Raw genomic sequence first — 22,771 nt, 5'->3', positions numbered from 1 at the left:
AGCCGCTCAGTTCTCCACGAGGTCGGGGATAGGCTCCGCGTCCGTCAGCCAGTGGCGTCCGGCCCGCCGGGCCGCCTCCCACTTGGGGATGCTCACCGCATCGTCCTGACCCAGGTCCGTCGGGGTCGGGCCGATGCGCTCGACCAGACCCGCGAGCGCAGCCACATCGAAGTTGTACACCTCGGCTGCGGTAAGCCCGAGGATTTGTCGCGTCTCGTCTATCGGAATGTCCCAGAACGAGCGCCGCAGCCAGTCCCGGGTATGCGGCCACGTTCCTTCCGGGTGAGGATAATCGTTGCCCCACAGCATGTTTGGAACACCGATCTCGTAGCGACGGGCCAGTTCCCGGCGCTCGGTCGTGGTGGCACCGATGAAGCAGTTCCGGTCGAAGTACGCCGAGGGTGGCATCGTCAGATCGCCCTCCAAGAGACGGCTCATCTTCTTGGCCGAGTGCTCACGCATGAACCGGGTGTCCATCAGCCACAACAGGTCATTAGCCCAGTAAGCACCGCACTCGGTGGCCCCCCAGCGCAGGTTCGGGAAGCGCTCGAACACGCCGGCCCACAAGGCGAACCACAGCGGCCGCACTCCCCACCAGCGCACCTCGGTCGTGTAGATGCCCAGGTGCGGGCCGTACTGCTCACTGGGCGCGGCACCGACGTGGGTGTGGACTGGCATCTGCAGGTCCTGGCAGGCGGCCCACACCTTGTCGTAACGCCGGTCGTGGTAGGGCGGATAGTCACCCCAGAGCACCGGAATCATGATGCCGCCGCGCAACCCGGCCTCGGCCGCTCGAGCGATCTCCGCCACCGCCGCGTCGATGTCCGCCAGGATCGGCACGACGGCGACGCCGGCCCGCCGCTCCGGGCTGTGGCTGCACAGCTCGGCCAGCCAGCGGTTGTGGGCCCGCGCTCCGGCCATCGCACGTCCCGGGTCCAGATCGCCAGACTGCCCCAGGCCCGCGCCGAACGGAGCCCCGGCGACACCAGTGACGGCGTCGGCGTCGGGAAAGATGACCTCACCGGCGACGCCGTCGCCGTCGAGTTCGCGGTCGCGCTGGGCGACGTCCCAGCCACCCGCGATGCCGTCTCCGTGTTCGTCGAACCACGCTTGCGCGAACTCCTCGTCGATGAAGTCGCCGGACTGCGCCGCGGCGGCAATTTTCTCGGCGAGGAACGTCTCGAAGTCCTCCCGGTATTCCGGGTCGATGTACTCGCGATACTGCTCGGTGGGCAGCTCGGCGTGGGTGTCTGCGGAGATGATCAAATAAGGCTCCACGGTGATCCTTTCGCTACCAGGCACGAATCGGGTCGGGCTCGAAGACGGTGCTGCTCGCATCGGCGGGCGCGGCCACCAAGGGCTCGGCAACCTCCGCCACCGTCGGGCCGATTCGCTCGACCAGCGGCGCCAACGCGTCGAGGTCGAAACCGTAGACGGTCGCCGCATTCCCGCCCACGATGGCCGCCACCTCGTCAGCCGGCACACCGCTGAAGGTGTAGCGCAAGGCTTCTCGGGTGTACGGAGCGGTGCCCTCCAGGTGCGGGTAGTCGCTGCCCCACATGATCCTCTCGACGCCGATCCGGTGGCGCTCGGCGCACTCGACGGGCCGCATGAAGCTGGCGCCGACGTAACACTGGCGGGACCAAAACTCGCTGGGCCGCAGGCTCAGCGAGCCGGCGGTGGGCCCGGCGAAGCGAGCGATCGCCGAGTTCGCCCGCCCGTAACGGGCCGCCGCCACGTCGAGCGAATCGAGGGTTGCCGGTATCCAACCGGCGCCCTGCTCGGTGAAGACGACCGTGAGGTCCGGATGACGATCCAGTGCGCCGCTAAAGATCAGGTGCCATAGCGCCCGGTGCGCAAACCAATGCGTCTCATACACCCATACGGCGAACGAGCTGCCCCATCCGTCCGTGGGGTTCGGTCCGGCGTTGCCGCCGTGGTGGTTGACCACCAGGCCCGCCTCCGCGCACGCCGCCCACAGCGGCTCCCAATGCTCGGCGTAGAGCTGGGGAATGCCTGCGCCGGGCGGGATCCCGGGCAGCAGCACACCGCCGCGCAGGCCCAACTTGGCGATCTGAGCTATCTCGGCGACGGCCTCGTCGAGGTCCCCGAGCAAGATCTGACCCACCCCGGCGCGCCGCTCCGGCGACAACGAACAGAAGTCGGAAAGCCAACGATTGTGCGCACGCAGGCCGGCCCAGCGCAGCTCGAGCTCCCGGGCGTCCACGGGTTGGGGGGCGGCCAGACTCGCCTGGGGAAAGAACGGCGGCACGGTATTGGGGAAGATGACTTCCCCCGCGACGCCTTCGGCATCCAGGTCCGAGTTCCGGCGCGCGCTGTTCCAATTGCGTTCCGCGTCGGCCTCGGTGAGGTCGCCGAACGGATTGACGTATGTCTTTGCCCAGCCGTCGAATTCGTCCCTGTACTGAGGATCGAGGTACTGGCGATAGTCGAGCAAATCAGCGCCGGCGTGGCAGTCGGCCGAGATGACCGTGTACCGGTCCATGGTGCGCTATACCCGAGTCGGCTCGGGACGTGGCGCGGCGAGCAGGGCCACGTCGTCGTAGCGCTGGTGCACGTACGGCAGCAGCCATTCCTGCGGCACCCGCTCGGCGATCCGCCCCACCTGGATGGTGCGCCGGCGACACCAGGTGATCGACGTGACCTGGCGGATCACGATGTCGGCCACCGGGTCCAGCGGTGACTCGCCCAATTCCACTGTCCCGTAGATGTTCTCGAGCAGCTCGTAGTGGCGGTGGTATTCGCCGTAGACCAGGTGGGGGTCGGTGATGCCGCTGCCGTCGGGGGCACGCAGGAACTTGAAGTAGAACTCGGTGTTCACTTGGTCGGGCGGCAGCTCGGCGGCGCCGGTGATCTGACCGGTCACCTTGATGAGCTGATAGCCCAGCCGGTCGACGACGGCGGCGACGCGATCGCCGTCGCGCTCCACCTCGATGCGGGCCAGTTTCTTTGGCTCACCGAATGTTTCGCGCCCGCCCGTGACCGACTGTTCGGTCGACTGGGGCATGAAGAGCGGATAGTCGCCCGCGAGGTCGCCGTGCCGCGCGGTCACCGAGAACACCGCGGACCCGAACGGCGGCCTGCCTTCGATTTGGACGCGCTGGAGCTGAACCCGCACCAGCGGTTCGGCCGCCGGCTCCAACGGCTTGGGCAGCACGGCCGCGACGATCTCCGGATCGGTGAGGTAGGTGACGGTGATCGCCTCGGTGGCGATGGGCGCCTTGGTGGCATCGATCTCGTGGTCGACTTGCGCCTCGGGTGCGCGAGGACCATAGCGAATTTCGTTGGCGCTCAACGTGTTCCTCCTTCGGTTTTCTCGGCATGCCGGCCGAGGACGTCAACCAGGTAGTCCGGCTCGCCGCGGGCGAGGATCGATGCCGCCTTCTTGCTGACGACTTGATCGGCCGGTGTGGGCGGCCCCATCATCCAGAAGCGGTCCGCCCTAATCCCGTCCACGACGAGGTCGGCGACCGTCTCGAGCGGGGTGAACTCGACATGTGCGCCGGCGGCCTCGAAGCGGGCCACGACCTTTTCCAGTGTCTGGTCGGGCGTGCGGCGTTCCTGCGTCGCGGCGTAGCGCTCCGGGCGGTGTCGCCACGACTCCCAGATGCCGGTGTTCAGAAAGCCGCCGGGGAAGAGGACGTGCGCCCGCACCTCCGTCCCGGTCATCTCCAGGTGGGTGTAGAGGCTTTCGGTCAGGCAGAGCACCGCGGCCTTGGTCATCGGGTAGACGGCCGTGGCCGGGCCGCCCATGGCCCCGCGGGCGATCGGCGCGAATCCCCCGTTGCCCGAGCAGGTGTTGACCACGTGCCCGTCGCCCTGTTCGAGCAGGATCGGCACGAAAGCCTTGATGCCATGGATGACGCCGAGCACGTTGACGTCGATCCCCCAGCGCCAGTCGGCCAGGTCGTGCTCCCACATGTAGCCCTCGGAGACCCCGCCGGTGCCGGCGTTGTTGCAGACGACGTGCACCGCGCCGAAGCGATCGAGCGCCTCCTTGGCCAGCGACTCGACCGAGGAATAGTCGGTGACGTCGGTGACCACGCCGACTGCCTCGATGCCCTCGTCCACGAGCGCCCGGGTTGCCTCGTCCAGCGGTTCGGCGAGGACGTCGGCCAGCACCACCTTCATGCCCTCTTGGCCGAAGCGCCTGCCCATGGCCTGGCCGATGCCACCGGCTCCCCCGGTTACAACGGCGGTCTTGCCTCGAAGGTCAGACATTGTGGTCATGGTCACATGGTCGCGCATGCCACCGCAAGACGTCGCATTATGCGACCATAGGTTTCATGGCTCCGCGTCCCTCCCCCCAGACCGAGCGGGTGGTGAACCTGTTCGAACACCTGGCGGGTGATGGCAGCGGGGGGATGACATTGGCCCAGGTTTCGCGCCAATTGAGCGTCCACAAGGCAAGCTGCCACTCGATGCTGTCCGAACTGCTCCGCGCCGGCTGGCTGCTGCGCGACCCGGTTCGCAAGACCTACCACCTCGGGCCAGCCCTGGTGCGCCTCGGCCGAGAGGCCGCGGGCCGCTATCCCGCTCTGGTGTTGGCCCGCTCCGCGATGGCCGAGCTGTCGGCCGCGACGGGTGCGCACTGCGTTGCCTTTTCGGTGAGTGATGACTACTCGACCGTCGTCGATCAAGTCCGGAGCAGCCGCGGCGGCGGTAACCCGATGCCCGTCGGCACCCAGTTCCCGCACCGGCCGCCGTATGGCGCGTCGACCGTCGCCTGGGCCGGGCCGGAGGCTCGCGAACGCTGGTTGGCCACCCTTCCCGACGACGTGCGCGATCGCTACCGGCAGGCCATCGCCGCCGCCAAGCAACGCGGCTACGCGGTCGGCCTGCACATCCTGCCCGACCTGCGCCTGCGCGAACTGGCACAGATCGTCCGCAGTGCCGAGGTCCGCTCCACCCGGCTGAGCCAGTTGGCGCAGGAATTGACTGACGAGCTGATCCATCAGGAGGAGTGGTTCCCGATCAGCCTGGAGCCGGACCGCACCTACGAGGTGAGCCACATCGACTCCCCGATCTTGGAGGCAGAATCCCGCATCGCCCTGATGCTCAGCCTCGTCCCCAGCGCCGAGCCGATGAGCGGCGCGGCGGTCACCCAGCTCGGCGCGCAGCTCGCCGCTGCGACCCGCCGGCTAAGCGAGGCGTTGACGGCAGAGTCGTCGGTTGGCCACGATGTGGCTGTCCGTCAGCGAGTGGAGTCGCTGATCAGACTCAGGTAACGCATCACCGGGGGCGGTTCTGTCTCGACCGCAACCGGTTTGGACATGCGACCATCGGCGAACGCCGCCCGTAGGTTGGTGCGCGCGGTGTCGACGTCGGTGTCGATCTCGTAGAGCGTGACGAACGAGTCGCCATCGGTTTGCCAACGTCGGGCCGACACGAATCCATCAATTGTCAGCATCTCGGGCACGTGCACCCGATCGTGCCAATTATGGTATTCCTCAACCAGTTCCGCCGATGCCGGCTTGCTCTCGACGAACAGTAGTGACTTCGTCATTTCACGGTTCCCTTTACTGGATCGGCTCGTCGCCGAGGACGGTCGTGCGGAGCATTTCGCGGGCTGAACGGGGGTCGTAGGGAGCCGCGCGATGGAGGACCCCTCGGTTGTCCCAGATGACGGTGTCCCCGACCGACCAGGTGTGGCTGTAGACGTTCGCGGGCACGGTGGCGCGCGCGAGGAGTTCGGCCAAGAGGGCACGCCCTTCGTCGATATCCATTCCGACGACGTAGTCGGCCGAGGCGCCCAGTACCAGTGACTTGCGGCCGCTGCGGTGTGTCCACACCAACGGGTGCTCGTGGGTGCGCCGGGATCGCCACCGCGCCAACTGTTCTGGGGTCGGATCGGGGGTGACGCTCCGTTGTGAGGCTTCCAGGGAGTGCACGACACGTAACGTGCCGAGACGGCGCTTTTCTTCGTCGCTCAGCCTGTCGTAGGCAGCGTATGAGTTGGCGAATTCGGTTTCGCCGCCCCATTCGGCGACTTGCACGGCCGAAAGGACGGTGGCCTTTTGGGGATACTCGTCCCCTAGCGGGGTGCATCCGTCGATATGCCAGTCAAACGTGGCCCGAAGATAGTCCGCCGAGGAGTTCTTCGATTTGTCCAGCGTTATCGGGTATATCCCGGGCACGGGGTGGTGCCCGTCGGAGGAGTGATCGACCTCTCCGAGGCGGCGGCAGAAGGCGACCTGGGTCTCCGGTTGCAGCCGGAGCCCCGGAAAGACCAGAACACCGTTGTGCTCCAACGCATCCAGGATGACCTCACCGACCGGGTCGTCGGAACTGAGGTGAGCCGGATCCAGGCCGGTGACTTCGGCGCCGACGGACTCGCCGAGCTTGGTGATGGTGAGCAGACTCATGAAAATCCCTGCCTGGCCTTCCTTGTGGTCACGCGGATGTCACGGGACCGGTTCGTCGGTGCGGATCATGACCGCATCGGCGGCATCGGTCGGAACGGGCTGGTGCATGACCTCGACCGCCATGGCGACCATAATCAGCGAATAGATCAGGTGCAGCAGGTTGAGCGCATCCTCAGGTAGGTCGTCGAGCGGGAACTTGTCGCAGTAGTCGATGGCCTCTTCGAGGCGCGGGAAGAACGCATCGTAGAACTCGTGCATTTCGGGCATGGTGCTGGCCACCCGCGTGTTCCAGCGCTCGGTCTCGGTGGCCAGGCACCAGATTTGGGCATAGCGCTCCAGCTCGGCGAATGCACTGGGCAGCAGGGCGTCCGGCATGATCAGACCCCCGCCGGCGCCGAAGCTGTTTCGCGTTGGTATGCCTCGACCCAGTCGACGATGACCTTGTGCAGGTGGCGCACCAGGATCTCCTGGTCGTTGAGCGGGAACTCGTCGACAACGCCGTACTCCAGTGCGGCCTGCGTTCCACCGAGCATGCCGGCGTCCTGCAGCGCGAACTCCTTCAGCACCACCGCGGCGACTTCGTGTTCAACGCGTTCCCGGACGGTGCGCGCCGGGTGGAAGTAGGTGTAGGCCTCGAACCGGTGGGTGTTGTACGAAGTCGGCCAGTACCGGTACAGGAGATACCAGCCGCCGTAGATCAATATCTCGGTGTTCGGGAAGATCTGGAAATTGCTGATCCCCCAGGGCTCAATGCCCCCGGGATTGAGGCCGGCTGGGAGCTCCCCGATATCCGGTGTGCGCCACGGGCCGACGAGGCCGCTCTTGGTGGCCCGCTCGATGGGATACATGAACTCCGGCGGTAGCAGCCACCGGCGCCGTCCCGCGGTCGACACCAGCCGATGCGGCCCGTCGAGTTGGAAATGCCCACAGGTGAATCCGGACTTCGGGTCGCGCACCTCCGCCGGCACCTGTTGTGGGTGCAGCGACGGCACGTGGTAGTACTCCTGGAACGCGTCGGCGAAGATCTTCCAGTTGCTGTTGTTTTGCGCCACCCACTCGTAGCGCTCGGTCAACTTGCCGAACGGGTAGTCATCAAGGCCGGTGATCATCGGCCCCAAGAACTCGCGCAGGCTTTGACGCGGTTCGGCATCAAAATTGATGAATATAAAGCCATTCCACACATCGCAATGCACCGGCCGCAATCCGTAGTCCGCGGCGTCGAGGTCGAAGAACTCGTCCGGCTGCTGCACGAATGTCAGCGCACCGTCGAGGCCGTAGCGCCACCCGTGGTACTTGCAGGTGAACTGACGACAGGTCCCGCGCGTCGCTTCACCGGGAAAGTCGTTCCATACCAGCTTGTTTCCCCGGTGGCGGCAGACGTTGTAGAAGGCGCGAATGCGATCGTCGCGGCCCCTGACCAGAATCACCGACGTGCGGGCCACCTCGATCTCCTTGGTGACGTAGCTGCCTACGCGCGGCAACTCCTCGACGCGGGCAACGTTCAGCCACGCCCGTTTGAACACGGCCTCGCGTTCCAGTTCGAAGAACTCCGGCGACGTCGAGTCTCGAAACGAGATGGGGCCGGTCCCCAGCTCGGGATAGTGCTCCGTCCAGGAGCCCTCCGAGGGCCTTCCGGACCGCGTCATCGTGAACCTCCCTGTGTCACCATGCTTTTGAGACCAATCTCGTCACATCACCGCTCCGCCGTTGACGCCCAGCACCTGACCGGTGATGAAGCCCGCCTCGTCGGAACACAGAAAGCCGACCGCCGCGGCGATGTCGGCTCCGGTGCCCAGATGGCCCATCGGGATATTCCTGACGATCTCCGCGTTGGACTTCACAAATCCCGCCTCCTGCGCCTGGAGCTGCATCGGTGTTTCGATGCCCGACGGCGGGATGTTGTTGACGGTGATCCCGTGCATTGCGTATTCGCGGGCCAGCGATTTGGTGAGGGTGATGACCGCACCCTTCGACGCCGCGTAGTGGGCGGCGAACGGCGATCCACGCTGGGCGCTCGACGACGAGATCATCACGATCCGGCCCCATTTCGCGGCGACCATGTCGGGAATAGCCACTTGGCAGCAGTGAAAGGTGCCCGTCAGGTTGACGTCGATGATCTTGGCCCATGACTCGACGGTGATCTCGGTGAACGGGGAGTGCCCGAACATGCCCGCACTCGTCACCAGGATCGAGACCGGACCCAGCTCACTGCGCACCTTGGCGAACGCCTGCTCAACGGCGCCCCGGTCGGTGACGTCGGCGCCGACTCCGATGGCCGTCACCCCCGCCGCACGCAAATCCTCGGTGACGCGTTGCGCCGCTTGCTCGTTGACGTCGAGAACCGCGACATGGTGGCCGCGCCGGCCCAGCTCGTGGCACGTCGACTCGCCCATGCCCGATGCGCCCCCGGTGACAACGCAGACCCTGTTCACTCGTACACCACCCGCACCGTGGGACTAGTCGGCAGTGCCTGACAGGTCAGCACCCAGCCCTCCTCCACCTCGTCATCTTCAAGTGCGTCGTTGTTGATCATCCGGGCGCAGCCTTCGGTCAAGCGGGCCATGCACGTTCCGCAGTTCCCGACTTCGCACGACGAGGGCGGGTTCAGGCCCGCCATGCGGGCCGTCTGCAGCAACGTGTCGCCGGGACAGTAGGTCACCGTGGCGGTGCGCCGGTCGAGCTCGATGGTCACCTCTGTTGTGACGACGTCGGCATCGGTCGGCTGCACCGTAGCGCGGGAGTCTTGCATCGTTCGCCACAGTATCAACTACTTGCGATTAATCTCAAGTACTAGAGACATGAATCAGCTCTCGATGTTGTCTTTGAACAACTCGTGGCCGGTGCCCTTTTCGACCACCCTCGCGAGCAGTTCACGCAGGGTTTCCTGCTCCTCGCCGCTGAGTACGCCGAAGACCTCCGCGTGTGCGGTCAGGGCGTCACCCAGCACCTTCGCCACGACGTCGCGTCCTTCGTCGGTGAGATAGGCCTGCAGAATGCGCTTGTGTTGGGGGTCCTGCTTGCGTTCAACCAGGCCGCGGCGCTCGAGCGCGGTGAGAGCCAGTTGAACACCCTGCGGGCTGATCAGCAGACGTCGGGCGAGTTCGGCGCCCGATAGCCCGGGTTCGTTGGAGAGCTGACGCAGCACACCGATCTGGGCCGTGCTAACACCGTGGCTGCTGATCGCGTCGTTCACGCTGGTCAGCGAGAAGTAGAACGCCTGCTTGAGCAACCATAGGAGGTTTTCGGTGAGTTCCATGCCGGTCTCCTTGTCGCGAATCACGCGGCCAGCTCTTTGAAAATCCGGCCGTCCTTCATGACGAAGGAGACGTCCAGCGTGGTGGCGATGTCCTGAGACGGATCACCCGGTACGGCGATGATGTCGGCGAGGTAACCCGGCGCCAGCCGGCCCAACTCGTGGTCGGCCTCGACGAGTTCGGCCGCCACGACCGTCGCGGCCCGGATCGCTTGCATGGGGGTCATGCCGCGCGCCACCAGCGCCCCCAGCTCCTTGGCGTTCTGGCCGTGCGGGATCGCCGGCGCGTCGGTGCCGCACGCGATCCGCACTCCGGCCGCAATTGCTTTAGGCAGCATCGCCTTTGCGCGGGGAAAGACCTCCTCGGCTTTCTTCCGGAGTTCCGGCGCTATCCGGTCGATCGCCATCGCCTCCGTCAGATAGGTGGTGGAAACCAGGAAGGTACCGTGGTCGACCATCATCTGGATCGTCTCGTCGGTGGCCAGAAACCCGTGTTCGATGCAGTCGATCCCGGCGCGAATGCATGCGCGGATCGCGGTGTCGCCGACGGCGTGCGCGGCGACCCGCACCCCGGCGCGGTGGGCCTCGTCGGCGATCGCGGCGAACTCCGCATCGGAATACTGCTGGGCGCCCGGGGCGGTGCTGTGCGACATGACGCCCCCCGACGCCGAGACCTTGATCAGCTTGGCGCCGTGGCGAATCTGGTAGCGGACGCAGGCGATGACGTCGGGCACACCGTTGGCGATGCCCTCGGCGATGGACAGCGGCATGATCCCGGGTGCCAGCCGTTGAAACACCGTCGGGTCCAGGTGCCCGCCGTAAGGGGTGACGGCATGTCCCGCGGGATAGATGCGGGGGCCGACGTGCCAGCCCTGGTCGATGGCACGCTGCAGCGCGACGTCGAGCAGGTAGCCGCCGGTCTTGACCATGAGCCCGAGGTTGCGCACGGTGGTGAAGCCGGCTTCCAGCGTGGTGCGCGCGTTCACCGCGCCCCGCAGTGTGCGATACGCAGGATCGTCCTGCACGCCGTGCATCGGCGCCGGGAGGCCCTCGGGCCCGCCGGGGCCGCCGATCAGCAAGTTGAGTTCCATGTCCATCAGGCCCGGTAGGAGCGTGACGTCCCCAAGCTCCACCACCGTGGCCGGATCCGGCTGTGGCCCTTCGGGATTGACAGCGCTGATGCGCTGCCCGTCGATCACCACGACCGCCGGGGAGCGCACCCGACCGGCGTCGACGTCAGCCCAGCGCGCTGCCCGAAGGACGGTCGTCACGGCACGGGCTCGGAGACGCAGTCCAGGGTGGAAGCACCGGAATCGGGAACGCGGGGCTGCTTCCAGCACTCCACCGGGAATGACACCATGATCATCGAATACAGCAGGTGCATCAGGTTGAGGACGTCGTCCGGCAAGTCGTCGAGGGGGAACTTGTCGCAGAAAGCCAGGGCCTCTTCGGCGCGCGGGGTGATCGCGTCGTAAAAGGCTTTCATCTCGGTCATGGAGCTGGCCAGCCTCTTGGCGTAGCGCTCGGGTTCGGTGGGCAGGCACCACCCCGCAAATGGCTCGAGGTCGGCGAATTCCGTTGGCAGCATGGCGGACACCGCGTTCACACTCCCGCCTTGGTTCGTTGATACTCGTCGATCCAGGCCGCGGTCTCCTTGTGCAGGTGGCGCAACAGTATTTCCTGGTCGTTGAGCAGAAACTCGTCGATCGCCCGTGACTCGATCATGCTTTGGGTCGCCTCCAGCGTGTTGGCGTCCTGCAGTCCGTATTCCTTGAACGTCACCGCCGCCAGTTCCTGCGCGACGCGGTCACGGGGGGTGCGTGGCTGCGGGAAGTACAGCGTCCCCTCGAACACGTGGGTGTTATACGACGTCGGCCAGTAGTGGTAGGTCAGATACCAGCCTTGACCCCAGAACAGCATGACGAAGTTGGGAAACAGCTGGAACGAATCCAGGCCCCACGGATCGCATTTCGCGGGATTGAGCCCCGTCGGCATCTCCCCTAGGTCGGGCTTCTCCCAGGGCCCGAACAGCCCACTGCGGCAGATGTCGTCGATGGGCTTGCGCATCTCGTCCGGCATCTCCCAGGCCCGCACCCCCGAGGTGCTGACCAACCGGTGCGGACCGTCCAGGCGATAGTGCGGCGCCTCGAAACCGGCCTCGGCGGCCGCCTTGGAGTAGGCGGTCGGCGACTGGTTCGCGTGCAGCACCGGCGCGTGGTAGAACTCCTGGAACGCGTCCATGTACAGCTTCCAATTCGCCTTCACCTGCGACCTGTAGTGCCACCGCGACGTCAGCTCGCCGAACGGGTAGCCCTCCAGCGCTGTCACCATCGGGCCCAGGAATTCGCGTAGCGATTGTTCCGGCTGCTTCGCGAAGTTGATGAAAATGAAGCCTTCCCAGACATCGCAGTGCACCGGCACCAGCCCGTACCGGCTCTTGTCGAGGTCGAAGAATTCCTCCTCCTGTTGGACGAACGTCAGGTTGCCATCCAGGTCGTAGCGCCACGCGTGGTACTTGCAGGTGAATTGGCGGCAGACGCCGCTGGTCTCCTCCAGCGGCATGTCGTTCCAGACCAGCTTGTTGCCGCGGTGCCGGCAGATGTTGTGGAACGCGTTGACCTCTCCAGAAGCGTTGCGCACCAGGATGACCGACGTGTTGGCTACCTTGAGCTCCTTGGTGAAATAGCTGCCCTTACGCGGAAGCTGTTCCACCCGGCCGACATTCAGCCACGCGCGTTTGAATATCGCCGCCCGCTCCAATTCGTAGATCTCCGGGCTGATGGAGTCTTCGTAGGACACCGGCTCGGTGCCCAGTTCCGGGTAATGCTGGGTCCAGCTGCCCTCGGCGGGCTTGGGGAAGCGAGCCACAACCTCTCCTGTCCGTAGGAGTCCGTCGGGCCGACGGTATATGCTGATTACCCGAATCGCAAGTAGTTGATACTCGGCAGACGAAGGGTCCTGGGATCGTGGCCATGCCCGACATCCATGCCCTGGTCATGGGGCGGTCCTTCTTGGAGGGTCCGCGTTGGCACGATGGGGCGCTATACGTCTCGGACATGCACGGTGACGCCGTGCTGCGCGTCGGCGAAGACGGCGAAGTTCGCACCGTGGTCGAGCTGGAGCAGCCGTCGGGGCTGGGCTGGCTCCCTGACGGCTCGATGTTGATCACCTCGATGGCACGTCGCCACGTGATGCGCTTCGACGGTTCGGATCTCGCCGTCCACGCAGACTTGAGCCCGCTCGCATCACACGAAATCAACGACATGTGCGTCGACCGCCACGGCCATGCCTTCGTTGGCCAGTTCGGCTACGACTACGCGGCGGGCGACGAGCCGGTGGCAGCCGCCCTGTTGCGTGTCGACCCGGACGGCTCGTCTCGCGAAGTGGCCGAGGATCTCCAATTCGCCAATGGCATGGCGATCACCGCCGACGGGTCGACGCTGCTGGTGGCGGAGAGTTTCGGACGTCGCATCACCGGATTCGACCTGGCGGACGACGGCTCGCTTGATAACCGCCGAGTGTGGGCCGAGCTCGAGGATTTTCCCGACGGCATCGCCATCGATGAAGACGATGGCGTCTGGGTGGCCAGCCCGGCGTTTGACCGGTTCGTCCGCGTGGTTGCCGGTGGCGCGGTGACGACAACCATCGACACGCCGGGTCGCCACGCGATCGCGTGCGAGTTGGGCGGTGCCAACGGGCGCACGCTGTTCATGCTCACGGCCACCACCCTGGGTCAGCGTGCCGAGTCGCAGACCGCGATGGGCGCCGCCATCGAGACGGCGCGCGTCTAGAACCAGCCCCGCCGTCCGACCACGTATTTTCCTGTGCGCGAACGGATTAGCACTGGAGTAGTCACACCGCCGTGGTGCCGCCGTCGACCATCAACTCCATACCATTGACATAGCTCGAGTCGTCCGAGGCGAGAAACAATGCGACCGATGCAATCTCCTCAGGGCTGCCCATCTTTCCCCGCGGGATCATTGCCTCAAACTGTGCCTTGGTCTCCTCGTCGAACAACTGCTCCTGTATCGGCGTGGCGACTTGGCCCGGCGTCAGCACGTTGACCCGAATCCTCCTGTCTTTCAACTCGTTCAACCAGACGCGGGCGTAGGCATGCAGCACAGCTTTGCTCGCCGCATACACGCTCCAGTGAGGAAAACCCTTCACCGACGCGATCGACCCGGTCATGAAGATCGAGCCACCGTCGTTGAAAAGCGGCAATGCCTTCTGCACCGTGAAGAGCGTGCCACGCGCGTTCAGCCCGAAAGTCGCGTCGAATTGCTGCTCCGTGATCTCGCCGAGCTTGCCCTCCACGCCCATCCCCGCGCTCACCCACAACACGTCGACGGCGCCCTTTTCCCGCCTGACCGCGTCGAACAACCGGTCCAGATCGTCCAGGTTGGCCGAATCCGCTTGCACGCCCGTCACATTCCGGCCGATCAGCTCGACGGCTTCATCCAGCGCTTCCTGCCGCCGACCCGAGATGAAGACGTGAGCGCCCTCTTCAACGAACAACTTGGCACCGGCCAGCGCCATGCCGCTTGATCCCCCCGTGATCACCGCTATCTTGCCGTCAAGCTTTCCCATCATTACCCCATCGATCGATTACTGGCTGGCGAAGTCCAGCATCTGGTCAAGGCTGGAAAACATTGCGAAGGCATCCACGATTCCCAAATGCACCGGCTCGTAGTAGAACGTGCTGAGCGTGCTGGCGTTCAGCCGCACCCGTCTGGTCGCCGTCGCAGCGACGGTCCACAGCAGCACCGGATCGAGGTAACGCGTCATCTGCGGCGGGTAGGGCTGGTCCTTGCCCGGATAGGTGCTGTGCATATCGACCGGCGTGACGAATCGATCGCCGACCCACAGCGTGTCGTAGCCAAGGTCCTCGAGCCCGCGGCAGAACGCGCTCAGACCAGTGGCGCTGCTGATAGCGGGCCCGACGATGGGAGTGCGAAACCGAGCATCATAGCAAATCCTCTCGGTGATTCATCAACCATTCTTTGGGCGCACTGAGCCCCTGTGGGTTCACGGCTTAGCTAGGAACCGCGGCGGCGAGGGCGAAGTCGAAGTTCCCCACTCCGTGACGCGCGAGACCCATCACGACCAGGCCCGTTCCCTCCAGCCAGTGCGCCATGTCCAAGCCGCCGACGTCCAGCGGCCGCAGCCCGAGGCTCTCGATGAACTCCGCCAGGCTTGCCTTGGCGCGCGCATCGTCGCCGGCCATGAAGACGTCGAGTGGGCGCCCCTGGGCCAGGACGACGCCGAAGACGGTGTTGAATGCCTTCACCACGCTGGCGCTGGCCGGGGCCGTCTTGGCAACTTGCTGCGCGATCGAGGTGCCCTCCGGGATGGCCAGCCCGTCGGCCGCGGCGTTGAAGGGGTTGCTGATGTCGACGATGACCTTGCCCGCGAGCGCGTCTCCATATTGGGCGACGACCGGAACGACGTTGGCGTACAACAGGGCAACGACGACGATGTCCCCGGTCGGGACGGCGCCGAACGCACCCGTCGTGGCGCCGCCGCCGAGGGCCTTGGCCAGGTCAGCGGCCTTGGCCGGATCCCGGCCGATGACCTCGACGCTGTTGCCGCCCGCTACCGCCAGCGCGCCGATGGCGCGGGCCATGTTCCCGGTGCCGATGATGCTGATGCTGCTCATGAGGTGTCCTGTCCTAGTTGACGGTCGGAAAGGTTGACGTCTCAACCTTAAAGAAGCTTTGTTGATGCGTCAACCAATCGCTAAGATGGACGCCGATGGAACCGAACTGGCTGACCCCGCGTGAAGACCGCGCCTGGCGGGCCTTCCAGCACGCGCATCACCAGCTCACCGTGCACCTGAACCGGGGCCTGCAGCAATCGGGCCTCTCCGCTGCCGACTACCAGATCCTGGCGGTGCTCTCGGAGCACGACGGGGACCGCATGCCCGCGCACGACCTGTGCAACACACTGGGCTGGGAGAAAAGCCGGGTCTCCCACCAGGTGCGGCGCATGCAGGAGGACGGGCTGATCTGCCGCGAGCCCAACCCCGACGACGCCCGCAGCACCATGGTCCGCCTGCTGCCGGCCGGCCGCGCCGCTATCGAGAAAGCGGCGCCCCGGCACGTGGAGGACGTCCGCCGCAAATTCATCGATCTGCTTTCCCCCGCGGAGCTCGACATGCTCGCCGCCCTCAACGAACGCGTCCTGCATCACCTGGCCAACGACGAAGACTCCGCCGACGGCGAGGGCTCAGGACACGAACCCCCGGCCCCCAAGCCATAGCGGGGGCTCCTGGCCGTTGTACATGCTCTTGGGCCGCCATCGCTGTCGGCGGAGCAGACGATCGGCGTGGTGCTCGGCAACGTCCTTGAGGTACTCGACGTCGTCGCTGGTCCACGGATGCTGGCCGGTCCCGTCCAACCACCACCTCGGTTGGCCGTCCTGCTCATACCGGGTTATCCGGTAACGCCCGGCGACGTGCCTACCCTTGGCGTCAATCTCCCAATCCAGCAGTCGTGGGCGGAGGGCATCGGGCGTTGACTGGAGAGATTCCCAGGGGTGGGTTATGCGGATCTCGACGAACTCGCCACCCATGAATCAACCCTAATCGAATTGAGCCAGGCCGCATCGGATCAAATTCGAAGCGACTGGTGTTGAACAACTTGACCGCGTCCTGTGACTCGGCACTGGTGCATCAACGAAGGCGCAGCTGGCAGGTTGCGCTGATGTTTAGGTTGGAATCATGAGCGACCTGCAGTCCCAATTTTCGGCCCTGAAGCGAACCGCCGATCCGGACATCGCAGGCGCTGTCGCGCGGCTGATCGAGCACGGCGAAGATCACGAGCTCAATCGAATCAACGCCCTGGACTTCTCCAAGCGCACGGGCTTCGACGAAGAGAAGGTGATTTCCGGCTTCCTGCACGCCTCGCGGCTTGGTCTGTTCGATCTCACCTGGAATGTGCTTTGTCCCGGTTGCAGCGGCGTGCTGGACGCGCACGACACGCTGAAATCGCTGCGTGATGACGACTATCGCTGCGGATTATGCGCGTGCGGCTATGAGCCCTCCGTCGACGAGCAGGTCGAGGTGGCGTTTACGGTCAGCCCTAAGGTCAGGCGGATTGGCGCGCACGATCCCAACACGCTCCCGTTATGGGATTACTACAAGCAGGTGTTCTGGAGTTCGGGCATCGATCTCGGCGAGGACTCTTTTGCCTCGCTGTCCGGGGAAGCGACGTTGGATGCGATGGAGCTGGCCGCCGGCGAAAAGGCTGTGCTGTCGTTGGAGCTTCCGCCCCAATTCATCATCGTTTTCGAGCCGGTGACGCATTCCGCACATTTCATCGACGTCCAGGGCGAGCCGACCGAGGAAACTCAGCAGCTCGGGCTGACCTTCAACAAGGCGCATCCGCCGACCGAGTCGATCACGTTGCGACCGGGTCCGTTGCGGCTCGCGCTCGACAATCGGTGCAGCGTGCGGACACTGCCCACCGTCTTTGTCGCCGACGCGCTGCACGATGTTCTGGCCAAGCGCAGGCCGTTCCTCACCGCCAAGCGGATGCTGTCGAACCAGACGTTTCGCGATGTGTTCAAGGCCGACAACCTCACCATCGATCAGCGCCTCAAAATCACCTCGTTGACCTTTTTGTTCACCGACCTCAAGGGTTCGACCGCGCTTTATGAGCGGGTCGGCGACCTTGCCGCTTTTGACTTGGTGCGCGCGCATTTTCACGCGCTTCTGGAAATCATCGCGGCCGAAAAGGGCGCCGTGGTCAAGACCATCGGGGACGCGGTGATGGCGACCTTTGTCCAGCCGGACCACGCGCTCGCCGCGGCCTTGCGGATGCGGGCCGCGATGGACAAGCTCAATGCCGAGCGCGGCAGGACCGACCTGATCGTGAAGATCGGCATCCATGAGGGGCCGTGTCTCGCAGTGATGCTGAACGAGCGGCAGGACTATTTCGGCCAGACCGTCAACATCGCGGCGCGGGTGCAGAGCCTGTCGACGGCGCAGGAGATCCACATCACCGGTCCAGTGATCGACGCGCCCGGCGTCGCCGCCATCCTGGAGAAGGAGTCGATCCGACCGGTTCGGAAGGAGGCCGCCCTGCGCGGCATCGCCGACAAGATGGTTGTGTACGAGATTCCATAGCTCTCGAGCGCTAGTAGCCATTTGGTCTGTAAGCGGCTCGCTGTGATCGACGAGGCCCTGGGCCTATCGTGAGGCGATGTCGATAGCCCGGCGCGAACGTTCCGCCATCGTCGAAATCATGCGGGCGGTGGGACCGGATGCTCCCACCCTGTGCGAGGGGTGGACCACCCGCGACCTTGCCGCGCACCTGATCGTGCGCGAACGCCGCCCTGATGCGTTGCCCGGCCTCGTGTTCGGGCCGCTGGCGCCACACACCGCGCGCGTGCAAGACCGGTTGGCCGCCTCCACGACGTACGAGGACCTGGTCGAACTGCTTGCCTCCGGTCCGCCGGTTCTTTCGCTGTTCAAGGTGCTCGACCCGCTGGCAAGTATCCACGAGATGTTCGTCCATCACGAGGACCTCCGCCGTGCTCAAACCGGCTGGAAACCAAGGGAACTCGATGCAAAAACCACTGCCGCGGTGAGGCGGCGCATCCCTTGGGTCAGCCGGGTCGGGCTGTCGAAATCAATGGCAGCGCTGCCCGCGCGACTGACGCTGAACACCCCCGACGGTCGGACGGTGGTTGCGGTCGGTAGCGGTTCGCCGATAACCGTCACTGGCGAACCGCAAGAACTGTTGCTCTTCGCGTTCGGACGCAACGCTGTTCACGTCGACTTCAGCGGGGACGACGACGTAACTGCCGCGGTGCGGGCCGCCAAGCGGGGCTTTTGAACGGTGCCCGCGTGATGTCTTGCGGTTGCTAGCCGCTTACCGGTGAACGACACGGACGCGATTTGATATCACTTCAAATACGCCATCTTTTAACAACAGTCACGTTGTTAACATCACGCGATGGACTTGTCGGCGTGTCTAAACCTCCGGCGGCCGCGCCCAATTTCCCGGCGCGACGTATTGCGCTGCGCCATCGCCATGTCTGCACTGCCGGCGGTGTACGCGGCATCGGCAAGTGTCGCCGTGCCGACGGCGGCTGCCATTCCCACGGCGGCTGCCGCCACTCCTAAGCTGATCGACTTCGCCATGCGCCAAGTCCCCGCGGAGCAGATTCGAGCTGCCGGCTACGCAGGGGTCATCAACTACGTGTCGCTGTCGCGTCCCGGCTCGGCCATGGGCGCCAAGCCGATCACACGGTCTTATGCCGAGCAGCTCACCGCTGCCGGGCTGATGATCGTCAGCAATTACCAGTACGGCAAGCCAGGGGGGACAGCACCATCGGACTTCAGGCGCGGGTTCGAGGGCGGCGTCGCTGACGCTCGCACCGCCTGGAAGCTGCACACCGCGGCGGGCGGCGGTCAGAGTGCCCCGATCTTCTTCAGCGTCGACGAGGATATAAATCACGACACCTGGAACAATTTGGCGCTCAAGTGGTTTCGCGGAATCAATTCGGTGCTGGGAGTGCAGCGCACCGGCGTCTACGGCGGTCTCGATGTCTGCAAATGGGCCGCCGAGGACGGCGTCATAGGCAATTCGCGGACCCCCGGCCGCCGGTGGGCGTGGCAGACGAAGGCCTGGTCCCACGGTCAGGTCGACCCCGCCGCGGTTCTCTACCAACGGGTGGTGAGCACGGCGTCAAACCCTGGCCCAGTAGTCGGCGGACTCGAAGTCGACGTCAATGACGTACTTGCCGACGATTGCGGTCAGTGGAACCTGCATCCCTGAGCCCGGCGCTTTGTCTGCGATCGTCAAGGAGCCTTGACTGACGATATGGTCGTATGTGACGATTTCGTCACCCGAAGATGGTGCAGCCACCGCGGCGCGGTAGGCGCAGCACCCTCGTCCTGTCCGTGCCTCGCGGGCAGGGCATCGACCTGAACAATTAAGGCGATCTGTGTTGCACCGACCTCGCGACATTCCGTCGTACCGGCCTGACGTCTACAGCACATCGGCCATCCTCGACCCTTACCCGCATTACCGGACTCTGCGGAGCCTTGGTCCGCTCGTCTGGCTGCCTCGCCGCCGGATGGTTGCTCTCCCCCGCTACGCCGAGTGCAAGGCCACCCTGCGAGCCGACGATTTGTACCTCTCCGGACATGGTGTCGCCGCCAACGCGGCGGCCAACCGGTTGTCCCGCGGCACCACGCTCAACAGCGACGGGGCCGACCACGACCGGCGCCGCAAGCTCGTTGCCCACCGCCTGATGCCCAGAGCGCTGCGCGCAGTCACTGCCTCTGTGGAAGACGCGGCGGGCGCCATCGTCGACCTCGCGCTCACCAGGCGCCGGGTCGACGGTGTCGCCGATCTAGCGACAGTGCTGCCGCTCGCTGTGGTCCCGGATCTGGTCGGCTGGCCGCAGGACCAACGCGAGCACCTGATTCCTTGGGCCGCAGCGACCTTCGACTTCCTTGGACCGCTTAACCATCAGGCGATCCGAGCCATTCCGCGCAGCATGCAGATGCTGCGCTTCGCGCGTGCTGTAGTGCGTGACCGAAACGTCCTGCCCGGCAGCATGGCTCACGAACTCTTGACTGCTGTCGATGAAGGCAATCTGTCGTTCGAGGACGTGCCGCCCCTCATAATTGACTACATTGCGCCGTCCTTGGACACCACCATCAGCGCGATCTCCAGCGCGATCTACCTGTTCGCGACCCACCCCGATCAGTGGGAAATGCTCAGGGCAGAACCAGAATTGCTGTCGAACGCGATCAACGAGGTGGTCCGGTACGAATCGCCGGTGCGGGCGTTCACGCGGAAGACCGCCCGCAATACCTCAATAGCCGGAACGAACATCCGTGCCGGAACCCGATTACTGGTGCTGTACGCCTCGGCCAACCGCGACGAACGCGAATGGGAGAACTCGGAGGTGTTCGACATCCGCCGTGACGCCGGACGGCACATCGGGTTCGGCAACGGTGCTCATGCCTGCGCCGGCCAGGGTCTGGCCAGGATGGAGACCGCCGCCATCCTCTCCGCAATGCTCGAACGCGTCAAGCGCATCGAGGTCGACGGCACGCCAAAGTGGGGAGTCAACAACGTAATTCGCCGCCTCGAACGGCTGCCGGTCACGCTGATCCCGGCGTGACCTACCGGTCACGACGGTTGGGCGCAGAGGTCCGGCCGCGTCAGCTCGAGATACCAAACCAGTGCGGTGCCCGAGCCGTACGCGTTGGCACTGGAAATCGCCAGGTCGCCGGTGCAGAATGCGTGAATGTCTAATACCCGGACCGCCCTGCGGATCTGCCCCTTGTGCGAGGCCACCTGCGGCCTGTCATTGGCCATCGTCGACGGCCGGGTGGTGGGCGCTCGCGGCGACCGTGATGACGTGTTCAGCGGTGGCTTCATCTGCCCGAAGGGCGCGAGCTTCGCCGAATTGGACAACGATCCCGACCGGCTGTCTGGGCCGCTGGTCCGGCGTGACGGGGTGCTGACCGAAACCACCTGGGATGAGGCCTACGCGGTCGTCGCGGACCGCCTGGGTGAGGTCATTCGCGAGCACGGCGGCCCATCCGTCGGCGTCTACTTCGGTAATCCGAGCGCACACACCATCGCGGGAAGCTTGTACGCGCCGTTGGTAGTTCGCGGCCTTGGCACCAGGCAGGTATACAGCGCAAGCACGCTCGATCAGATGCCCAAGCACGTCGCGCTCGGCCTCATGTTCGGCAGCCCGGTCGCGTTCACGGTGCCCGATCTCGACCGCACCGATTATCTGGTCATCGTCGGCGCCAATCCCTTAGTGTCCAACGGCAGTTTGGCCACTGCCCCCGACTTTCCCGGTAAGCTGCGGGCGTTGCGCAAACGCGGGGGCAAGCTCGTCGTCATCGATCCCGCCCGCACCCGCACGGCCGAGCTGGCTGACCGCCACCTCGCACCGCGGCCCGGCACCGACGCCGTCTTGCTGTTCGCCATCGTGCACGTGCTTTTCGAAGAGGGCCTCGTCGAACCGAAGTTCGGTGGAATCGAGCAATACGTCAACGGCGTCGACGAAATTCGCGCGCTAGCCGAGGAATTCGCGCCGGAAGCTGTCGCTACGCACTGCGGGATATCCGCCGATGACATTCGCGTGCTGGCCCGCGAGATCGCGGCGGCGCCGACCGCGGCTGTGTATGGGCGAATCGGTACCTCCACAGTGGAATTCGGCACAGTTGCCAGCTGGTTGGTAGACGTAATCAACATCCTGACCGGAAACCTCGACCGACCCGGTGGAGCCATGTTCCCCCTCGGCGCGACGGCGCCCGCGCCCCGGCCGCCGAAGCCGGGCCGAGGGTTTCGCATCGGGCGTTGGCACAGCCGTGTCTCGGGCCACCCGGAGGTGCTGTCCGAGCTTCCCGCCGCGGCGCTCGCCGAGGAGATCGACACCCCGGGTGAGGGCCAGATTAAGGCGATGATCACGATCGCCGGAAACCCCGTGCTGTCCGCGCCCGACGGCGATCGGCTCGACCGCGCGCTCGACGGCATTGACTTCATGCTCAGCATCGACCCCTACCTCAACGAGACCACCCGTCACGCCGACGTGATCCTGCCGCCGCCTCCGCCCGCGCAGAGCGCCCATTACGATTTCGCGCTCAATAATCTTGCGGTGCACAACAATGCGCGCTATTCACCGCCAGCACTGCCGCTGGACGGACGGCCCGACGAGCCGGAGATCCTGTCGCGCATCGCGCTGATCTTGTATGGCCTGGCGCCGGACGGCGAAGTGACGCTGGTGGACGATCAGGTGATAGCGACGACGTTGACCAAGGAGGTCGCCGACCCGGACTCTCCCGTCGCCGGCCGGGCGGTCGACGAACTGACCGCGATGCTTGCCCAGGGGCCCGGCTACGAGCGGCGCCTCGACATGATGCTTCGGCTCGGGCGCGAGTTCGATTCGTCCCGTTGGGGTTCGGAGCACCTCGGGCAGCCTCGGTTGCAACGGACCCAAGTCGACCCCGTGCGGCGCCGCCTTAAGCCGCTCCAGGGTAAGCCCGTCGGGGTTGGCGCCGAACGCGTCGCCGTACGGCCCGAGCCGAAGCATCATGTCGAGGCGCCGCTCGTAGCCGGGCCCCTGGGCAAGCATCGCGGTCAGTTCGTCGACC

The 22,771-nt window shown here is 65.3% G+C and carries 25 protein-coding genes and 1 pseudogene; 8 read left to right on the top strand and 18 right to left on the bottom strand.

The window, feature by feature from the left end; genetic code table 11:
- Positions 1-6: 6 nt before the first annotated feature.
- From A5712_RS05850 to A5712_RS05835, 4 genes are read right to left on the bottom strand one after another with little or no spacing between them, the layout of a single operon-like run.
- Positions 7-1,338, bottom strand: a complete 1,332-nt coding sequence (locus A5712_RS05850; RefSeq protein ID WP_197519305.1) for an amidohydrolase family protein — start codon at positions 1,336-1,338, stop codon at positions 7-9.
- Positions 1,292-2,506 (bottom strand): amidohydrolase family protein, encoded by a 1,215-nt coding sequence (locus tag A5712_RS05845; RefSeq protein WP_068102419.1) that lies wholly within the window; start codon positions 2,504-2,506, stop codon positions 1,292-1,294. The genes A5712_RS05850 and A5712_RS05845 overlap by 47 nt, the downstream gene beginning before the upstream one ends.
- Before the next feature lie 6 nt (positions 2,507-2,512).
- Entirely contained in the window at positions 2,513-3,316 is an 804-nt protein-coding gene (locus A5712_RS05840; RefSeq protein ID WP_068102417.1) for an acetoacetate decarboxylase family protein, read from the bottom strand.
- Complete coding sequence (locus A5712_RS05835; RefSeq protein ID WP_068102442.1) at positions 3,313-4,242, bottom strand: SDR family oxidoreductase; 930 nt, start codon at positions 4,240-4,242, stop codon at positions 3,313-3,315. Before A5712_RS05835 ends, A5712_RS05840 begins: the two co-directional genes overlap by 4 nt.
- A gap of 65 nt (positions 4,243-4,307) precedes the next feature.
- Between A5712_RS05835 and A5712_RS05830 the strand changes: the two genes are divergently transcribed.
- A complete protein-coding gene (locus A5712_RS05830; RefSeq protein ID WP_068102415.1) occupies positions 4,308-5,249 on the top strand; it encodes an IclR family transcriptional regulator in 942 nt (313 codons plus the stop codon).
- Here the strand turns inward: A5712_RS05830 and A5712_RS05825 are convergent.
- From A5712_RS05825 to A5712_RS05780, 10 genes and pseudogenes are all read right to left on the bottom strand, one after another.
- Complete coding sequence (locus A5712_RS05825; RefSeq protein ID WP_068102412.1) at positions 5,216-5,527, bottom strand: hypothetical protein; 312 nt, start codon at positions 5,525-5,527, stop codon at positions 5,216-5,218. The genes A5712_RS05830 and A5712_RS05825 overlap by 34 nt on opposite strands.
- 13 nt (positions 5,528-5,540) lie before the next feature.
- Positions 5,541-6,386, bottom strand: coding sequence for a TauD/TfdA family dioxygenase (locus A5712_RS05820; RefSeq protein ID WP_068102409.1), 846 nt, complete (start codon positions 6,384-6,386; stop codon positions 5,541-5,543).
- A 39-nt stretch (positions 6,387-6,425) separates the two neighbouring features.
- Positions 6,426-6,761: a hypothetical protein gene (locus tag A5712_RS05815; RefSeq protein ID WP_068102407.1), complete on the bottom strand. Its 336-nt coding sequence runs from the start codon at positions 6,759-6,761 to the stop codon at positions 6,426-6,428.
- 2 nt (positions 6,762-6,763) lie between these two features.
- A complete protein-coding gene (locus A5712_RS05810; protein WP_068102405.1) occupies positions 6,764-8,032 on the bottom strand; it encodes an aromatic ring-hydroxylating dioxygenase subunit alpha in 1,269 nt (422 codons plus the stop codon).
- A gap of 42 nt (positions 8,033-8,074) precedes the next feature.
- The gene (locus A5712_RS05805; protein ID WP_068102402.1) at positions 8,075-8,818 is read right to left on the bottom strand and encodes an SDR family NAD(P)-dependent oxidoreductase; all 744 of its coding nucleotides are present in this window, start codon (positions 8,816-8,818) and stop codon (positions 8,075-8,077) included.
- Positions 8,815-9,087, bottom strand: a pseudogene (locus A5712_RS05800) (2Fe-2S iron-sulfur cluster-binding protein); the annotation flags it as partial. The pseudogene A5712_RS05800 and the gene A5712_RS05805, both read right to left, overlap by 4 nt.
- 102 nt (positions 9,088-9,189) lie before the next feature.
- Positions 9,190-9,642 (bottom strand): MarR family winged helix-turn-helix transcriptional regulator, encoded by a 453-nt coding sequence (locus tag A5712_RS05795; RefSeq protein WP_068102440.1) that lies wholly within the window; start codon positions 9,640-9,642, stop codon positions 9,190-9,192.
- 20 nt (positions 9,643-9,662) lie between these two features.
- Entirely contained in the window at positions 9,663-10,910 is a 1,248-nt protein-coding gene (locus A5712_RS05790; RefSeq protein WP_068102398.1) for an amidohydrolase family protein, read from the bottom strand.
- Positions 10,907-11,245, bottom strand: coding sequence for a hypothetical protein (locus A5712_RS05785; RefSeq protein ID WP_082973296.1), 339 nt, complete (start codon positions 11,243-11,245; stop codon positions 10,907-10,909). Before A5712_RS05785 ends, A5712_RS05790 begins: the two co-directional genes overlap by 4 nt.
- Positions 11,242-12,507 carry an aromatic ring-hydroxylating dioxygenase subunit alpha gene (locus tag A5712_RS05780; RefSeq protein WP_068102396.1) on the bottom strand — a complete coding sequence of 422 codons (1,266 nt, stop codon included), beginning with the start codon at positions 12,505-12,507 and terminating at the stop codon, positions 11,242-11,244. Before A5712_RS05780 ends, A5712_RS05785 begins: the two co-directional genes overlap by 4 nt.
- Positions 12,508-12,611: 104 nt before the next feature.
- Here A5712_RS05780 and A5712_RS05775 point away from each other — a divergent pair, with 104 nt between their 5' ends.
- Positions 12,612-13,430: an SMP-30/gluconolactonase/LRE family protein gene (locus tag A5712_RS05775; protein ID WP_068102394.1), complete on the top strand. Its 819-nt coding sequence runs from the start codon at positions 12,612-12,614 to the stop codon at positions 13,428-13,430.
- A gap of 61 nt (positions 13,431-13,491) precedes the next feature.
- Here A5712_RS05775 and A5712_RS05770 read toward each other — a convergent pair whose 3' ends face one another.
- The 3 genes from A5712_RS05770 to A5712_RS05760 form a co-directional block, all read right to left on the bottom strand.
- Positions 13,492-14,226 (bottom strand): SDR family NAD(P)-dependent oxidoreductase, encoded by a 735-nt coding sequence (locus tag A5712_RS05770; RefSeq protein ID WP_068102436.1) that lies wholly within the window; start codon positions 14,224-14,226, stop codon positions 13,492-13,494.
- 18 nt (positions 14,227-14,244) lie between these two features.
- On the bottom strand, positions 14,245-14,505 hold the full coding sequence (locus A5712_RS05765; RefSeq protein WP_231981998.1) for a hypothetical protein: 261 nt from the start codon (positions 14,503-14,505) through the stop codon (positions 14,245-14,247).
- A gap of 166 nt (positions 14,506-14,671) precedes the next feature.
- Positions 14,672-15,295, bottom strand: coding sequence for an NADPH-dependent F420 reductase (locus tag A5712_RS05760; RefSeq protein WP_068102390.1), 624 nt, complete (start codon positions 15,293-15,295; stop codon positions 14,672-14,674).
- 95 nt (positions 15,296-15,390) lie between these two features.
- Here A5712_RS05760 and A5712_RS05755 point away from each other — a divergent pair, with 95 nt between their 5' ends.
- On the top strand, positions 15,391-15,897 hold the full coding sequence (locus A5712_RS05755; RefSeq protein WP_068102388.1) for a MarR family winged helix-turn-helix transcriptional regulator: 507 nt from the start codon (positions 15,391-15,393) through the stop codon (positions 15,895-15,897).
- Here A5712_RS05755 and A5712_RS05750 read toward each other — a convergent pair.
- Positions 15,865-16,209, bottom strand: a complete 345-nt coding sequence (locus tag A5712_RS05750; RefSeq protein WP_068102385.1) for a hypothetical protein — start codon at positions 16,207-16,209, stop codon at positions 15,865-15,867. The genes A5712_RS05755 and A5712_RS05750 overlap by 33 nt on opposite strands.
- A gap of 148 nt (positions 16,210-16,357) precedes the next feature.
- Between A5712_RS05750 and A5712_RS05745 the strand changes: the two genes are divergently transcribed.
- The 5 genes from A5712_RS05745 to A5712_RS05725 form a co-directional block, all read left to right on the top strand.
- A complete protein-coding gene (locus A5712_RS05745) occupies positions 16,358-17,764 on the top strand; it encodes an adenylate/guanylate cyclase domain-containing protein (protein ID WP_068102380.1) in 1,407 nt (468 codons plus the stop codon).
- 76 nt (positions 17,765-17,840) lie between these two features.
- A complete protein-coding gene (locus A5712_RS05740; protein ID WP_068102376.1) occupies positions 17,841-18,476 on the top strand; it encodes a TIGR03085 family metal-binding protein in 636 nt (211 codons plus the stop codon).
- A 120-nt stretch (positions 18,477-18,596) separates the two neighbouring features.
- Positions 18,597-19,421 (top strand): DUF1906 domain-containing protein, encoded by an 825-nt coding sequence (locus A5712_RS05735; protein ID WP_068102374.1) that lies wholly within the window; start codon positions 18,597-18,599, stop codon positions 19,419-19,421.
- Positions 19,422-19,590: 169 nt separating this feature from the next.
- Entirely contained in the window at positions 19,591-20,781 is a 1,191-nt protein-coding gene (locus A5712_RS05730) for a cytochrome P450 (protein ID WP_197519304.1), read from the top strand.
- Positions 20,782-20,907: 126 nt separating this feature from the next.
- Positions 20,908-22,771, top strand: a 1,864-nt coding sequence (locus tag A5712_RS05725) for a molybdopterin-dependent oxidoreductase (protein WP_231981993.1), incomplete at its 3' end; no start/stop codon positions are given.

Source organism: Mycobacterium sp. E2327, from assembly GCF_001672675.1.
In the GTDB taxonomy this organism is placed as follows: Bacteria; Actinomycetota; Actinomycetes; order Mycobacteriales; family Mycobacteriaceae; genus Mycobacterium.
Note: the sequence above shows the minus strand (reverse complement) of the source record. Positions and strands in the feature narration are given on the sequence as shown.